The organism is Amycolatopsis antarctica (assembly GCF_002262875.1).
GTDB classification, from domain to species: domain Bacteria; phylum Actinomycetota; class Actinomycetes; order Mycobacteriales; family Pseudonocardiaceae; genus Amycolatopsis; species Amycolatopsis antarctica.
Window position 1 is genome coordinate 146,171 of sequence record NZ_NKYE01000007.1, and the last position, 14,485, is coordinate 160,655.

Annotated in this window: 17 protein-coding genes and 1 tRNA gene; 6 read left to right on the plus strand and 12 right to left on the minus strand. The window is 69.0% G+C overall.

What is annotated here, in order from left to right:
• Window positions 1-2: 2 nt before the first annotated feature.
• From CFN78_RS13565 to CFN78_RS13575, 3 genes are read right to left on the minus strand one after another with little or no spacing between them, the layout of a single operon-like run.
• A complete protein-coding gene (locus tag CFN78_RS13565) occupies window positions 3-899 on the minus strand; it encodes a hypothetical protein (protein ID WP_133116347.1) in 897 nt (298 codons plus the stop codon).
• Window positions 899-1,498: a GGDEF domain-containing protein gene (locus CFN78_RS13570; protein WP_094863135.1), complete on the minus strand. Its 600-nt coding sequence runs from the start codon at window positions 1,496-1,498 to the stop codon at window positions 899-901. Before CFN78_RS13570 ends, CFN78_RS13565 begins: the two co-directional genes overlap by 1 nt.
• The gene (locus CFN78_RS13575; RefSeq protein WP_205660507.1) at window positions 1,495-2,253 is read right to left on the minus strand and encodes a hypothetical protein; all 759 of its coding nucleotides are present in this window, start codon (window positions 2,251-2,253) and stop codon (window positions 1,495-1,497) included. Before CFN78_RS13575 ends, CFN78_RS13570 begins: the two co-directional genes overlap by 4 nt.
• A 132-nt stretch (window positions 2,254-2,385) precedes the next feature.
• On the opposite strand from CFN78_RS13575, the gene CFN78_RS13580 reads away from it, so the two are divergent.
• On the plus strand, window positions 2,386-2,577 hold the full coding sequence (locus tag CFN78_RS13580) for a hypothetical protein (protein ID WP_133116348.1): 192 nt from the start codon (window positions 2,386-2,388) through the stop codon (window positions 2,575-2,577).
• 34 nt (window positions 2,578-2,611) lie between these two features.
• On the opposite strand, the gene CFN78_RS13585 is transcribed toward CFN78_RS13580, so the two are convergent.
• Together CFN78_RS13585 and CFN78_RS13590 are read right to left on the minus strand one after the other, a co-directional pair.
• Complete coding sequence (locus tag CFN78_RS13585; RefSeq protein ID WP_094863137.1) at window positions 2,612-4,543, minus strand: type IV secretory system conjugative DNA transfer family protein; 1,932 nt, start codon at window positions 4,541-4,543, stop codon at window positions 2,612-2,614.
• Window positions 4,540-4,827 carry a helix-turn-helix domain-containing protein gene (locus CFN78_RS13590; RefSeq protein WP_240519437.1) on the minus strand — a complete coding sequence of 96 codons (288 nt, stop codon included), beginning with the start codon at window positions 4,825-4,827 and terminating at the stop codon, window positions 4,540-4,542. Before CFN78_RS13590 ends, CFN78_RS13585 begins: the two co-directional genes overlap by 4 nt.
• A gap of 253 nt (window positions 4,828-5,080) precedes the next feature.
• On the opposite strand from CFN78_RS13590, the gene CFN78_RS13595 reads away from it, so the two are divergent.
• Window positions 5,081-5,923, plus strand: a complete 843-nt coding sequence (locus CFN78_RS13595; protein WP_094863138.1) for a GntR family transcriptional regulator — start codon at window positions 5,081-5,083, stop codon at window positions 5,921-5,923.
• Window positions 5,920-6,594, plus strand: a complete 675-nt coding sequence (locus CFN78_RS13600) for an HAD family hydrolase (RefSeq protein WP_094863139.1) — start codon at window positions 5,920-5,922, stop codon at window positions 6,592-6,594. Before CFN78_RS13595 ends, CFN78_RS13600 begins: the two co-directional genes overlap by 4 nt.
• A gap of 9 nt (window positions 6,595-6,603) precedes the next feature.
• On the opposite strand, the gene CFN78_RS13605 is transcribed toward CFN78_RS13600, so the two are convergent.
• From CFN78_RS13605 to CFN78_RS13620, 4 genes are all read right to left on the minus strand, one after another.
• Window positions 6,604-7,251 (minus strand): phosphotransferase, encoded by a 648-nt coding sequence (locus CFN78_RS13605; protein WP_165777548.1) that lies wholly within the window; start codon window positions 7,249-7,251, stop codon window positions 6,604-6,606.
• 167 nt (window positions 7,252-7,418) lie between these two features.
• Window positions 7,419-8,759 carry a site-specific integrase gene (locus tag CFN78_RS13610; RefSeq protein WP_205660508.1) on the minus strand — a complete coding sequence of 447 codons (1,341 nt, stop codon included), beginning with the start codon at window positions 8,757-8,759 and terminating at the stop codon, window positions 7,419-7,421.
• An 86-nt stretch (window positions 8,760-8,845) separates the two neighbouring features.
• A tRNA-Ala gene (locus tag CFN78_RS13615) sits at window positions 8,846-8,918 on the minus strand.
• A 37-nt stretch (window positions 8,919-8,955) separates the two neighbouring features.
• On the minus strand, window positions 8,956-9,147 hold the full coding sequence (locus CFN78_RS13620) for a DLW-39 family protein (RefSeq protein WP_094863141.1): 192 nt from the start codon (window positions 9,145-9,147) through the stop codon (window positions 8,956-8,958).
• Window positions 9,148-9,267: 120 nt separating this feature from the next.
• Between CFN78_RS13620 and mbp1 the strand changes: the two genes are divergently transcribed.
• Window positions 9,268-9,501 carry a microaggregate-binding protein 1 gene (mbp1, locus tag CFN78_RS13625; RefSeq protein WP_094863142.1) on the plus strand — a complete coding sequence of 78 codons (234 nt, stop codon included), beginning with the start codon at window positions 9,268-9,270 and terminating at the stop codon, window positions 9,499-9,501.
• 70 nt (window positions 9,502-9,571) lie between these two features.
• Here the strand turns inward: mbp1 and CFN78_RS13630 are convergent, their stop codons facing one another.
• The 3 genes from CFN78_RS13630 to CFN78_RS13640 all read right to left on the minus strand — a co-directional run bounded on the left by CFN78_RS13630 (window position 9,572) and on the right by CFN78_RS13640 (window position 12,223).
• Entirely contained in the window at window positions 9,572-10,075 is a 504-nt protein-coding gene (locus tag CFN78_RS13630) for a hemerythrin domain-containing protein (RefSeq protein WP_094863143.1), read from the minus strand.
• A gap of 77 nt (window positions 10,076-10,152) precedes the next feature.
• Complete coding sequence (locus CFN78_RS13635) at window positions 10,153-10,935, minus strand: alpha/beta fold hydrolase (RefSeq protein ID WP_094863144.1); 783 nt, start codon at window positions 10,933-10,935, stop codon at window positions 10,153-10,155.
• A 79-nt stretch (window positions 10,936-11,014) separates the two neighbouring features.
• A complete protein-coding gene (locus tag CFN78_RS13640; RefSeq protein ID WP_094863145.1) occupies window positions 11,015-12,223 on the minus strand; it encodes a glycoside hydrolase family 64 protein in 1,209 nt (402 codons plus the stop codon).
• Window positions 12,224-12,867: 644 nt separating this feature from the next.
• Between CFN78_RS13640 and folP the strand changes: the two genes are divergently transcribed.
• Window positions 12,868-13,740: a dihydropteroate synthase gene (gene folP, locus CFN78_RS13645; protein WP_094863146.1), complete on the plus strand. Its 873-nt coding sequence runs from the start codon at window positions 12,868-12,870 to the stop codon at window positions 13,738-13,740.
• Window positions 13,740-14,480: a dihydrofolate reductase family protein gene (locus tag CFN78_RS13650; RefSeq protein WP_094863147.1), complete on the plus strand. Its 741-nt coding sequence runs from the start codon at window positions 13,740-13,742 to the stop codon at window positions 14,478-14,480. The genes folP and CFN78_RS13650 overlap by 1 nt, the downstream gene beginning before the upstream one ends.
• Window positions 14,481-14,485 lie beyond the last annotated feature (5 nt).

Consider the following 14,485-nt stretch of genomic DNA (forward strand, 5'->3'; position numbering starts at 1 on the left):
GCTCATGACTGGGCCTTGGCTTCGGTGGTGGTGTGGACTGCGTGCAGGTGTGCGGGGTGCTCTCGTAGCTCTTTGAGCGCGGTTCCTGCGGTGCCTCGGGACACCTCGGCGGCGTCCATGAGTTCGGTGACCGTCGGCAGGCTGCCGTGGTGGGCGAAGTGGCGACGGGCGGCAGCGCGCGCCTGGTCCCGTACCGGCGACGACGGGCGCGACTCGGCCTCGCCTTGGCGCGGCGACACCGAGAGGGCGAGGGACGGCTGGACCGGACGTGGGGGCTGAACAGCAGGCGTGGACGGCACGGTGGGCTGTACAGCCCACCCGGGTTCCGGGCGTTGTACAGCTGGGGTGTTCACCGGGGCAGGCTGTACGGGCCCGGGCTGTACAACAGTGGCGCGTACAGGCGCGGGGCGTACAGACGCGGGACGCACGGGCTCGGGTGTCGGCGCGGCCGGACGGTCGGACGCGACGGGCTTCGGTGCCTCGTCGGGGGTGGTGGTGCGTCCGGCGGTGGCGAGCAGGAACAGCAGGTGCGCCACGATCGCCGCCGCGACGGCCGGCCACGCCCCGACACCGAAGCGCAGCACCGGCGGCGAGCTACCGACCCCACCCGCGAGGTAGGCGGCCTGAGCCAGACCGGACAACCCAGCGGCCAGCACGACCACGAACCAGGCGTAGCCACTGGCCGAACCCGACAACCGGGCGGTGGCCAGGTAGGCGACCAGGGCGAGCCCGTCGGTGATCAGCGGGTAGATCCACGCCAGCCCGGCCGGGACACCCGCGCCCACGGCGACCTCGAACGCGCCGTGCGCGGTCGCGGCCCCGGCACCAGCGGCCACCGTCAGGCCGGGAGCCCACAATGCCCACTTCGTCCAGCGGCTACGGGAATCGGTGGTGTGCATCAGGCAACGTCCTTCCGGGCATCGCGCAACCGCGTCTGACCGGGTCCGCCGGGCAGGGTGGCGATGGCGGTGCGGTCGCGTTTGGTCGCGTACATCGACTGATCGGCGGCGTGCAGCAGCCCGGCCAGGTCGCGGGCGCGTCCGGTGGCGTGGCCGACGCTGGCGGTCACGGTCAGCTCCCGGCCCTCCACCACAACCGGGCGGGCCAGTGCGGCGGACACTTCGCGGGCACGGCGCGCGGCCGCGGTGGGTGTGGTGGCGGCGAGCCATACGGCGAACTCGTCGCCGTGCAACCGGATCGCCACCTCACCCCGCCCCGTCGCCGCGTTCAACCGGGTGGCGATGACGGTCAGCAGGGCGTCACCGGCGCGGTGGCCGTGGGTGTCGTTGATCGCCTTGAACCGGTCCACGTCCAGCAACAGCACACCCACCCGCGCACCACGGCGCGCGGCGCGGCGGGCTGCGGTGTTCAGACGGGCACGACCGGGCAGGCCGGTCAGCTCGTCGAACAGGGCGCGATGCCACCAGTACCGGGCCGTACCGGACGCGGCCAGCCATCCGGCGGCGGTGACAACGGTGATCCACAGTTCGGCACTCATCGCCGACCACCCCCGGCACGGCGGTAGGCAGCGTCGGCCGCGTCGAGCTGCGCCTGGTCCGGTTCCGGCGGGGCCTCGCCACGGTGGACGGCCCACCAGTCCGCCAGCGGAGCGATCGCATCCGCGACCGGCACCACGGGCGCACCGGTGTAGCGGTCGCCGCGGGGCTGGTGGTTCTCCAGCGAGCAACTGCCCGTCGCCGCCTTGATCCGGCGCACCACACCGGGGCGGTAGCGGTCATGCCAATCCCCGGCCTTGGCGACCGTGCCCTCGTCGTCGCGGTAGGCGGCCAGCCACGCATACATCAGCCACAGCAGTTCCTCGACCACATCGGGGTGCCACAACCAGCACACCGGCAACGCCCTGACCGCGTCGGAGTAGCGCAGGAACACCTCCCGCATCCACCCGCACAGCTCGTCGAGCACCGAGCGGACAGTGGGGATATCGGTCGGCAGGTCCAGCCACGACGGTGCACCCCCGGCCGCCGGACGTGCCCGCGCGGCCTTGTCCGCCAACGCCTGCACCGACCTGCCCAGCTCGGTGACCTGACCGGGCACCCCGGTCAACGGCTCCACCGTCGTGCGCAGCGCCTCCACCTCCCGCGCCAACCCGGCGACCGCCGCCGCACTCGCGTACGACCCGGTGCCCTCCGGCCCGGGTGCGTCGGTGGCGTGCTGACGGCGGGTGCACGCCTCGGTGTTGCTGCACCGCCACGACAACACCCCGCCCTCGGCGGCGGTCTCGTGGTCGCTCACGTAGTCGCGGACCCCACGCCGGCCGCACCGCACACACGTCGTGATCGCGTTCATGCCGCACCTCCGCACGCCGGGTAACGCACGCCCTGGTCCGGACGACTGGCGGGTATGCGCACCCCGTGGGGAAAGATCGTGGGCAGGGCTGCCCTGATCACCACCGTGATCCCGCTGAGCACCGTGCTCGGACGGCTGACGGTCGGCAAGGAACTGGTGCACTGGGACGACATCGTCGTGTGGTTGATCGGGTTCGTATTTTTGACCGCAGTCAGTTGGTGGCTGGAACGCACGCAGCGCGAAGACCGGCAACGCTCCGAGGATGCGTAGCCGCGCGTCGGGCTCGCGGTGTCAAATGTGGGCATCAGGACCAGTCCTTTCCGGTGTGGGAGTGCTCGACCGGGCGCACCGTGGGCGCGTGCCGATCGACGGGGGTGTCTGTGCTGGTGCGGGAGAGGCGTTCGAGCAGCGGTTCGATTCGGATCGCGGCCGTGTCGATGGCGGCGGCGAGCTTGCTGGTCGCGTTCTCGCGGAACTCGATCCAGCGGTCGTAGAGGTCGCCGTACTTCTCGGAACGGCGCTGCTGCTTGACGTCAGCGCGTTTCCACGCCATCTGGAGCTTGCCGATCGCCACCGGCATCCCCCGGCGGATGATCACCGCCCGCAGCGCCGGGAGCTGGGCGATCTGCCCGGGCGAGAGCACCGGCACCGACCGCGGCGACCACCCCGTCACGCGCCCGTCGGCGTCGAACGAGTTGGTGTCCTCGTCACGTTCCCCGGTCAGCAGCGAGTAGGCGCGAAGGTCGTCGGCGTCGCGGGACCCGGCGAGCACGAGCACGGTGGCCGAGTTCGTCATGATCTCGCCACACCCGGTGTCGCCCCAGCGCTTACGCAACTGCGCCCGGGACTGCGCTCCAATGTGGATGGTCACGTTCCGGCCGCCCATGTCCGCGGTCCACACGTCCAGCGGGATCGGGCACACCAGCGCCGCCTCGTCGAGCACCAGCGTCAGCGCCGGGTCCAGGCGACCGTCCACGCAGCCCCCGGCGATCCGGCGGGCCTCGCGGGCGATGTGCGCGGTCAACGCCGCCACCAGCGGCGCCACATGCCCTTCCTCGGCACCGAGCATGTAGACAGTGCCGCGCTCGTCGAGCAACCGCCCCACGTCGAACGTGCCACCGGTCGCCGCTGCGGTCGCGTTCGGATCGGCCAGCCACGCCAGCGCGGGCATGATCGTCGTCGTGATCGACGAGCGGGTCCGATCGTTGGTGTCGAGGAACTGCTTCGCGGTCTGCACGAACGCCGGTTCCGGCGACCGCCGCAGCAGCCGCAGCACCTCATCAGCCGAGGCTTCCGGTTCCGCGAGCCAGCCCTGCACCTCGCGCATCTCCAACTCCCCCAGCGCAGCGGCGTGCAGCAGCGCGGCCAGCACACGGCGGGCCTGGGACACCCAGTGCTCGCGGTCGGCGTCGCCACCGTCGGCGGGCAACAGGTCCGCGCCGCGATGGGTCGCGGTCACCGCGTTGTCGCACCCGGCCAGCGGGTTGAACTGGATGCTGGACGGGAGCTGGCCCATGCCCGAGGGGTTGAACACGTACACCGGGCCGCGACGCTCACGCAGCTTCGCCGTCAGCGTGATCAGGTCCGTGCGGGTGGAGGTGGCGATCACCGCGCCCGGCGCGTCCAAGATCCGGCACGCCAACTCACCCGTCTTACCCGAGCGAGGGCCACCGAAGCGGGTCGTCACGTCCTCGCACGGCGACCAAATCCGCTGCGACCCCACCCGCGCGATCGGCGTGGCGTACTCCTCCACCGGCGTCCGGCGACGCTGCCACGGACGCAACGCCCGCACACTCGGCTTGAGGACCTTCGCCTTCCGGCGCATCGCCGCACGCGAGGCCACCCGGTAGATCTGCCAGCGCGAGGCCACACCACCGTTACGGCGGGACCGACGCGACCAACGACCGATCACACCCGCCGAACCACCGTGCCGACGAGACCCGGCAAGCGCGGCACCCAGCAGCAGCGGCAGCCCCAGCACCAGACCCCACGGCCACACGTCCCGGCCCGGGGTCGACTCCGGTACCCAGCCCGCGAACCACACCGCCAGGCCCGTCAACGTCACGCCGAGGATCGCGACCCGCTGCAACACCCGGGCCCGCGCCGCGTCCATCAACATCAACGCAACAACCGCCACACCGGCCGTCACCAGCCACGGCCCCGGCCGCGTCTCCCACGCAACCACACCAACCGCGACCAACACACCGGCCACGACCACACCCTTGAGCGACCTCATGCCGCACCCCCGGTGGTCTGGGTACGCCACGCCTCGGCCCAATCGGCGACCTCGGTACAGCCACCCTCGGCGGTAGCTCCGTCGAGAAGGTGCTCGACGGCCTTGGCCGGTACGACATACCGGCCCTGGCTGCGCCCGTGGCGCATCCGGACAGCGGGAAAGACGTCCGCCTGAATGAGGCGGTACAGGTACTCCTGCGAAACGCTGAGCAACGCGGCGGCTTCCGGGACCGTGTACGTCGGCACTCCACTCGCGCGCTTCCGCATCGCGTTCTGCAACGCCACGTCTCGAAGTAGTTCGCGGGTCTGGCCTCGACCGACCGCGACTACGGCTGTCGTAACTTGTTCCTGCATCTGGGACTCCATGTGTCGGGTGCAAGGCCCGGGCGGGGCGGCATCCCCGCTCGGGCCGCTTCACAACTTGCTCAACCTGTACAGGTTGGCTAGCCATGTGTGAAGCTACCCAACTTTTCTAGACAAGTCAATTGCTTGTCTAGGCTGCCTAGCTTGCCCGGTGGCAGGGGCATAGAATCGGCGTATGGAGCTGGACCCTGACGACCCCCGGCCGCCGTATCAGCAGGTGGCGAACGCTCTTCGCGCCGCGATCCTGACCAAGAAGTTCCTGCCGGGCGACAAGCTGCCGTCGGGCCCGGAGCTGTCCGACCGGTTCGGCGTCGCGCGGATGACAGTCCAGCAAGCGATTCGACTGCTGCGCGACGAGGGCCTGGTGGTGTCTCGGCAAGGCAGCGGCGTCTACGTCCGGGAGCGCACCCAGCGACCGGTTGACCTGCGCTCGCACCTGGAACAGGCGTTCGAGCAACCGGAGGTGTGGGTCGACTTCGCGGGCTTCTCCGGCGAAACGCTCCACGGTGCTATCACCGAGCCACTGGACAAGATTCGTGACGGCCGGCTGCGCCCCGAGTCGCTGCTGATCCGACTTCTGGTCCCGGACCCCGGACAGCCCTGGACGCTGCCTGCCCACGTGGGCGACATGTCGGACAGTCCGGCTTTCCGTGCGCGCGCCGAAAAGATCATGCAGCGGCACACGGTGGGCATCGTCGAGGCGGTGAACGAGCTGGCCGAACTCGGCATCGTCCCGAACGCGCGGGCGGAGATCCGGTTCAGTCCGGCAGTACCGCTGTTCAAGCTCTACCTGATCAACGACACCGACGCCTTCTTCGGCTACTACCCGGTTCGCGAGCACAACGTTCAGCTCGACGGCGAGAAGACGGCGATCTGGGATCTGATGGGCAAGGACGCGACGCTGTTCCACCACACTGCCGACGGCGACGCCGAGTCGCTCGGATCGCAGTACATCGCTCAGTCCCGTCTCTGGTTCGAGTCCCTGTGGACGACGGTTGCCCGCCGGATGGATTCGTGACGAGCGCGCGACTCGCGGACGTCATCGAGGGCGCTTCGTGTCTCCTCGTCGACTTCGACGGCCCGATCTGCTCGGTGTTCAGCGAGTTCAGTCCTGCGGCAGTCGCCCAGGAACTTCGGACTCGACTCGCCGTTCCGGGGATGCCGGAGACGAACGAGCCCTTCGACGTCCTGTCCTACGTCGCCGAGCACCATCCGAGCGCGGCGGAGCGAGCCGAGAACGAACTCGCCCGGCTGGAGAGCGTGGCGGTCCGCGGTGCGGAGCCGACACCGGCGGCCGACTCGGTGCTGCGCCGCTTCGGTGAAACGAGCACGCCGCTCGTCGTCGTCAGCAACAACTCGGCGCGTTGTGTCCACGAGTACCTGGCGAGGCACGAGCTTGCCCAGTACGTATCGGCGGTGTCATCGCGAACGGCGTCCGATCCTCGCCTGCTCAAGCCACACCCGCACCTTCTCCACAAGGCCGCGGAGCTGGCCGGCCGCGACGTGAGCCACTGCGTGATGATCGGCGACTCGGCGACCGATATCGAGGCTGCGCAGGCAGTGGGTGCCGCAACGGTCGGCTACGCCAACAAGCCGGGAAAACGGGAACTCTTCGCCCGTCTCGGCGCGGACGTGATCATTGACGACATGGCCGCGCTGCTCAGCATCCACGCCGCACGCACGGACTGACCGTCCAATTCAGACACGGGCGGCGATCGCGATCGACGCCCACGCCTCCGCACGCTCAACATCGGCCCCGAGCAGGCGTACGAGTTCCGCGACCGAGTGGCCGGCCTTCAAGGCCAGCACCGCGGCGTCGTACTCGACGTCCCCCGAGACTGCGCGGGGATCGATCAGCATGAGCCCAGCAGGGCCGCTGAGCACGTTCCCGGACGACATATCGCCGTGGCACAACGTTCTGCGCTCGTCGGTGACCAGTTCGTCGAGGATCGCCAGGGCGTGATCGCGCTCTTCCCTCGTCGCCACCGACCGCCCGGTCGGCAGGTCTAGCTCGTCGCCATGGTGGAGCCGGTCACGCAGCCACGCCGACACCGGCGGGAAGGCCGCGTTCGACTGCCGTCCCGCCACCAGTGGGCGGAGGACTGCGACGAGCGCGGGAAGCGGCGAACGGATCGACGGCGTACCGGGCCGGATCTGATCCATCACCGTCCAAGCTCCGGTCTCGGACTCCCACACCTCGTGTACCGCCGGACCGATGCCCAGCACGGCGAGCTGTTGCGCTGCAACGGCTTGAAACCCTCCACCGGGGTCGGGTGTCGACTTCACCACCAGACGACGACCCTCGGCGGCCTCCACGGAGAGTACGAATCCGTATCGAGCACTCATCACCTCGACCGGCCGGAAACGCTGACGTCGACAGAGATCCGTCATCTCCCCGCAGACCGACTCGCACCAGACGTTCCCACGCTCCGGCCAGCGGCGCCGCACCCCTCGCGCCACCTCGGCTGGCAGGGCCAGGCGGTCACGGTCACGGGCGTCTTCGCGCGACACGCCTACGGCTCGGCCCGCTTCGACGCCGGCCGTTTCATCCGGCCGCCGAGGATTTCGGCGGCACGCTTGTCGGACTCGCCGACCCATGCGGCATACACCCGCAGGGTGGTCGCGCCACCACCGCCGTGCCCGAGGCGGCCCGCGACGGTGCGGAGGTCGACACCCGCTGTCAGCAGCTCGGTTGCCGAGTAGTGGCGGAGGGCGTGCAGGTGGCTGTCGATGCCGAGCTTGGCGCACATGCGTGCGTAGCGGTGGCTGACGCCGCTGGGGTCGTAGGGTCGGCTGTGATCGGCCTGGTACGAGAACAGGAAAGCGTCGAGACGCGGGGCCACGTCGAGTTCGCGCGCCGTGTCGAGGTAGCGAGCGTGGTGCTCGGCGAGCACTTCCACCGTGGCCTCGTCCAGCGAGATACGGCGGACCTGGTGTGTCTTGGTGCCCTTCTCGACGGTCTTTCCCTTGAGCCGCAGGTAGTTCCGGCTGATCGTCACGTATCCCGTCTCCAGCTCGACGTCCGACCAGCGCAACGCCAGCAGCTCCGCGCGACGTAGGCCGGTGACCATGACCAGCCAGACCAGGGTTCCCCAGTCCTCATCCTCTTCCCACGCTGCGGTCACGATCTCGCTCGCCTGCTCCGGCGTCGGCGGCTTCGGCTGCGGCACGGGCTGACGCGGCTTTCTGGCGACCTCGGCCGGGTTGCTCGATATCCATTCCCAGCGCACGGCGGCGGACAGTGCGCCACGCATGATGAAGTGCAGCTTCGAAATCGTCGCGTTCGACAGTGGCCGGCACTCGTGCGGCGGACACTCGGTGACCGCACACCCGGTCTTCTTGCAGTCGTGTTCCGGATAGCCACCCGCGGGCGGTCGGCCTGGCGGACGCTTGTGCTTCACCACCCGGCACTCGTGCGGCCCGTCGACGCGGTGATCGATCGCGGGCCTGCCGTCGCACCGGGCACGGCATCGACGCAGCTCGGCGTAGAGCTGTTCCAGCAGGCGAGCCGAGATCGCGCTGACCGGCTCGTCTCCCAGCGCGGGGTTGATGTACCGGCGTGCGTACATCTCGTACCCGTCGCGGGTGGTCTCTTCCAGCTCGTGAACCTTGAGCCATTCCTCGATCGCCACCCGGAACAGCGCGCGGGTACGAGCGTTGCGCTTCTCGTCGACCTGGGCGCGGAACTTGTTCAGGATCCGCTTCGCCTCGGCCTCGTCGGTCGTGGACTCGGTCAGATAGAGCCGCTTACCCGTCAAGGGGTCGACACCGGCGTAGACCTTGACGCGCAGCGAGTTGCCGCGACGCTCTATCGAGCCTTGCTCGCGGGGCTTACCGCCGGTGCGTTTGGCCACGTCACCAGGGTACCCGCACCCACTGTGATGCCCATGACTTGAAGACTAGATCAACTTTACCTAGCGAAACCGCTGGTCAGACTGTGTGGAGCTGAGGGGAATCGAACCCCTGACCCCCGCCTTGCAAAGGCGGTGCTCTACCAATTGAGCTACAGCCCCGGGTGCGGACGGTGTGTTCCGTCCGTCCGCGGGTGGATCAGTTGTTGCGCGAGTCGGAGGCGCCGGAGTGGGCCGGGGCGCTGCCGTTCGTGGACGCGCCGCCGAGCGGCTGCGTGGTCGGCGCGGTTGCCTCGCGCCACAGGTCGGCTTCGGCCTTGGCGTCCTTGCTGCGCTTGACGGCGAACAGAACGCCGCCGGCGACGGCCGCGAGCGCGAACAGCTTCTTCACGGTGAAGCCCCCTCATCGACTACTTGCTGAGCTTGCCGCCGATGCTACTGCACCGTTCGGCACCGAGGTTTGCGTGGTGCCGCTGCCGGGTAGCCGCGGGCCAGCATTGGAGGTGCTTTCATGACACGCGAGAACGAGAAGGAACAGGGCATCAAGGGCGCAGTCGAGGACCTGAAGGGCCGGGTCAAGGAAAGTGCCGGCGCGCTGACGGGTGACGACTCGGCCCGCCGCGAGGGACGCGCGCAGCAGGACAAGGCCGAGTCGCAGCAGGAACTCGCGGAGAAGGAGACCGAGCTTCAGCAGGCTCGGGAGAAGGCCGCGATCGACGAGGAGCGGCAGCGCCGCGAGCAGTAGACACCGGTCCAACGGGTAACGCCGCTGGTGAGCGCTTCGCTCGCCGGCGGCGTTCCACGTGGAACACCGTTCAGTCGATCCGGTCCCTGGTCTTCTCCACGATCAGCCGGACGTTCTCGATCCGGCCGCAGTTGGTGTCGAGCTGGACCTTCCTGGCGGTGGTGAACGCGACGCCGAGACGTTCCCGGGTGTTGGCGTCGAGGTTGCGCCGGGCGTCGTTCAGCACGCTCTGCTCCTCCTCGTTGAGGTGGTGGTTGAGCACCTCAACGAGGCCCTCCAGCGCCTCGTCGTAGTCCTCGCCCTTCAGGTCCTCGATCTCCATGAATTCGAGCAGCGCCTTGTTGATCTCGGCGTGTTCCTCTTCACCGTGCTCCACCTCGTCGTCCTCGGTGGCGTTCCGACTCGCCAGCTTCGGGTACACCTCGTGCTCCTCGGCCTCCGCATGGGCGATCAGCAGCGCGGCCATCTCCGCCCGCAGTGCGGAGCGATCGGCGTCGATGTCGCGCAGCCCGCGGGCGAGCTCCTCGAACTTGCGGTGATCGGCCAGGATCAGCTCGACGACGTCGTTGGTCATGTCGGTTCTCCTTGTGGTGGAAGGAAGTCAGCCCTGCCAGCTTCGAACGGGTCCGGGCCTGCCGCAACCTGGCGACGCTACAGCGGATGCCTGCCGAGGAACTCGCGGACGACCGCGCCGGCCTCCTGAACGAACTCGTCCTGGTAGCCATGCCTGCCACGGTCGACCAGGTACCGCTGCGCGCCGGGAATCCGGTCCGCGAGGAGGTCCGCGTTGGCGACCGGGTTCAGTTCGTCGTCGGCGCCGTGGACGACCAGCGTCGGGGCCGCGATACGCGGCAGCAGCTCCCAGGTGTCGTGACCCTGACTTGCCGCGTAGTGCATCCGCCGCGCGTGTCCGGGCATCGAATCCGGTTGCGGCACAAGGACTTCCGGGTGTGCCTCGATCCACGCCGGTGTGTACATCAGCTCCATCAACGCCTGCCGGTCGACCCGGGAGGGCAGCGCCGTGAGCACCTTCGTCGCGTGTGCCGGACGTGCGACGCCGTGCCGGTCGCCGGGGGTGGTGGCACCAAGGACGAGCGCGCCGAGCCGTTCCGGGTGGTCGATACCGATCCACTGGGCGATCCGGCCGCCCATCGAGATGCCGTAGACGTGCGCGCGTCCGGCACCCACCGCGTCGAGTACGGCCACGGCGTCCGCGGCGAAACCCCGTGTGCTGTACGGCGGTGCGTCAGGTTTGTCACTGCGACCGGTGCCGCGGTGGTCGTAGACGATCGTGCGGTAGGAGTCCGCGAAGGTGCCGCGCACGCCGTCCCACTGATGGTGATCGTTGCACTGCCCGCTCACCAGCAGCAACGGCTCGCCCGCGCCGGATTCCTCGTAGTACAGGCGGGTTCCGTCGGTGGCGGTGGCGAACATGCCGCGATCCTACGGACGTGGAAACGGCCCCCGCCGGGAGTCGTGCTCCCGGCGGAGGCCGTCTGTTTCGGGGGCCGCGTCAGCGCAGCTTGTTCAGCGACACGGTGAGCAGCGTCGGCTCGCCGTGGTTGACCTTCCCGCTGTGGTCCTCGCCCGCGTTCGAGCTGACGTCGTCGTAGGCGAAGGCGTAGCCCTTGCCGTCCGGCAGGTTCTCGTGCACCACGCGGGCGTAGTGGTTGGTGACCGGGTTCTGGTAGAAGGTCGCCGGGTCCTCGCCGTGCGGCTGCTCGTTGTTGATCAGCAGCGTGGTCCGGTTGAACGCCGCCGCCAGCCGCGGCACGATCGCCTTGCGCAGCTCGCTGTCGGAGTCGGGGTTGTTGGCGAACGGGCCGCTGTTGCAGCCCCAGATGTCGACCGAGCTGGGCTTGGCGAACCGCTCGGAGTCGAACACCATCTCACCGCCCTCGACGCGGCCCTCGACGACGCCGATGTCGTCGCGCTGCGAGTCGATGGTGAGCGTCTCACCCTCGTACTTACCCCACACCTCGTCGACGTACGGCTCGAGGTACCCCTCGAAGTCGGCGGCGCGGTGGTTCGGGTTGAGGATGCGGATGACCTTGCCGTCGGCCTCCTGCACACAGGTGGCCCACTTGCCGCCGTCGGCCTCGCGCAGCGAATCGGCGATCGCGTCGACGGCACCGTCGGACAGGCCGGGTACCTCCTGCACACCGCCCTGGTGGTCGAGCTTCAGTCCCACCGGCGCGGCGACGAAGTCGACGTAGCTGATGTTGGCGTAGATCTGCGTGGAGTTGAGGGTGAACTCGGCGAACGTCCAGTTCTTGCCGAAGTTGACGTCGGCGTCACTGACGAAGTCCGGATGCGCGATCGCGGCCTTGTCTCCCTCGCCCTGTACGGCCAGGAACTCCAGTTTCTCCTCGGTCACGAAGTAGATTCGCGCGCCGAACATCCGCGGCACGGTGACCTCGGTGGTGCCCTCGACGGGAATTGCGATGTCCTCGGTGATCGGTTCCGCGCCCCCGCCGGGACGGGCCGGGAAGAACGGCGTGCCGTCGGCCTTGATGAAGACCGCCCGGCCGTCGTCCATCTCACCGTGCGAGCCCACGATGTAGGCGAACGCGGTCGTGCCAGAATTGTTGACCAGGTTGAACTTCAGCGATTCGGGGGCCAGCACCGACGCCGACGCGAGAGGTGAGCCCAGCACGGGGCCCCACAACGGTGCGCTGACCGCGGCGGCGGAAAAGCCGAGAAAAGATCGACGCGAAATCACCGGAACTCCTTCAATCGACATACATTTATCGCAGAGGAATCGGCCGCACACCGGCGATCGTCAATTCATCCCGTTGCGGCGTCGTCATCAGCGAAGCGGACCCCTCGACCGGCCTCCGTTCGTCACCTCGAAGACCGGAATCGACGTTAACTACGGCCGAACAATCAGGTCAACGATGACCCGAAGTTCTGTCTGTTTTTGTCGACTACTACCGACTTTGGTACTGGATTCACCTGGCGCTGTTGACTTCCCCAACTGGTCCAGACCACACTTCCCCGGCCCACGACCAGCGGTTTCCGTGCGCCAGTTGGGCGAACTGTTTACGAATTCGCCCGAATCGACTATTGCTTCGCATTGGTCACTACTTTGTGAAACCACGGCACGGTTGCCACGCCGATCGCGTATGACGAATGACCGTTACCGGGCCGCACCGATACGTCTCGGCTCGCGGCACCGAAGGCACGTGCCGCCATGGTCACCGGCCGGTCATCCCCTGGCGAATCCCCTTGTAGCTCCAGTGCCGCGTTCACCCGTGTCCGAAGCGGGCGGCGCGGCTGTTCCGCTGCCGGTCGCGGTGCGTTGGGTACCTTTGCGGAGGTCACGGCTTCGACGCCGGCGTACGGCACTACGGAGGGAACGACACGATGGCAGCAGTGGACCTGGTCTTCCGCGGTCGGCGCATCGAGCGGGATCGGGCGCTGGTCATGGCCATCGTGAATCGCACGCCGGACTCGTTCTACGACCACGGCGCGACGTTCGAGGAGGAGATCGCGCGCAACGCGATCCGGCAGGCGGTGCACGACGGTGCCGATCTGGTCGACATCGGCGGCGTCCCGGCCAGTCCAGGCCCTGAGGTGACCGTCGACGAGGAGCTGGCCAGGGTGCTGCCCACCATCGAGTGGGCGCGCGAGACGTATCCGGACCTGGTGATCAGTGTGGACACCTTCCGGCACGAGGTCGCCGAGCGGGTCTGCGAGGCCGGTGCGGACCTGCTCAACGACACCTGGGGTGGTGCCGATCCGAAGATCCTGGACGTGGCCGCGCGGTACGGCGCCGGGTACGTCTGCGCGCACGTCGACGGGCTGGCCCCGCGTACCGATCCGGTTCGCCCGCGGTACGCCGATGTGGTCGCGTCCGTGGTTGAGCAGACCACCCGGCTGGCCGAGCTGGCCGTCGAGCGGGGCGTACCGAGGGAGGGCATCCTGCTCGACCCGGCGATCGACTTCGCCAAGCACACGTTGCACAGCCTGGAGATCCTGCGGAACGTGCGGGCGATGGTGGACACCGGCTGGCCGGTGCTGATGGCGATGAGCAACAAGAACGTCGTCGGCGAGACACTGGACGTCCCGCTGGACGGCAGGCTCACCGGCACCCTGGCGGCCACCGCGCTCGCCGCGGCGGACGGCGCGGCGATGTTCCGTGCGCACCAGGTCCCGGAGACCTTGCAGACGGTGCGGATGGTGGCGAGCATTCTCGGTATCCGGCCGCCTGCCCGCGCCGAGCGGTACCTCGACTGATGCGGCGGATCTGGCCGCCCGGTGACGACTCCGAGCTGGACGACGCGGCACTGGAGGCTTTGTACCCGTATCCGGCGGGGAGGCGCTGGGTGTCGGTGAACTACGTCAGCAGCGCGGACGGCGCGGTCGCCGTGGACGGGCTGTCCGCCGGGCTGACGAACGCCGCCGACCAGCGGGTGTTCCGGGTCGGCCGTGATCTGGCGGACGTGGTCCTGGTGGGTGCGGGCACGGCCGTGCGGGAGGGCTTCGAGGGTTTCCGGGCGGACGGGCTGATGGCGGATCGGCGGCGCAGGCACGGGCTGTCCGCGGTGCCGCCGATCGCGGTGGTCACCACGGGGCCGTCGCTGGTCGCCGACGCCCCGGTGCTGCGGGCGGCCGGCGCCAGGACGATCGTGCTCACCTGTGGGGCGGCACCGGCCGCGTCTCGGACGGCGTGGGCGGAGGCGGGAGCGCGGGTGGAGGTCGTCGGCGACACCGAGGTCGATCTGCCTGCCGCGTTGGATTTGTTGCAGGCAGGAGGTTTCACCCGGATCGACTGCGACGGCGGGCCTGGCCTGTTCGGTTCGCTGCTGGCGGAGGGGCTGGTGGACGAGCTGCGGTTGACGGTCTCCCCACTGCTCGTCGCGGGTCAGGCGGGCCGGATCACGAGCGGCGCGAACATCGACCCGGCGTCGCTGGAGCTGGCGTCCACCCTGGTCGACGGTGACACTCTCCTGCTGCGCTACCTGATCCGCCGGTAGACAGC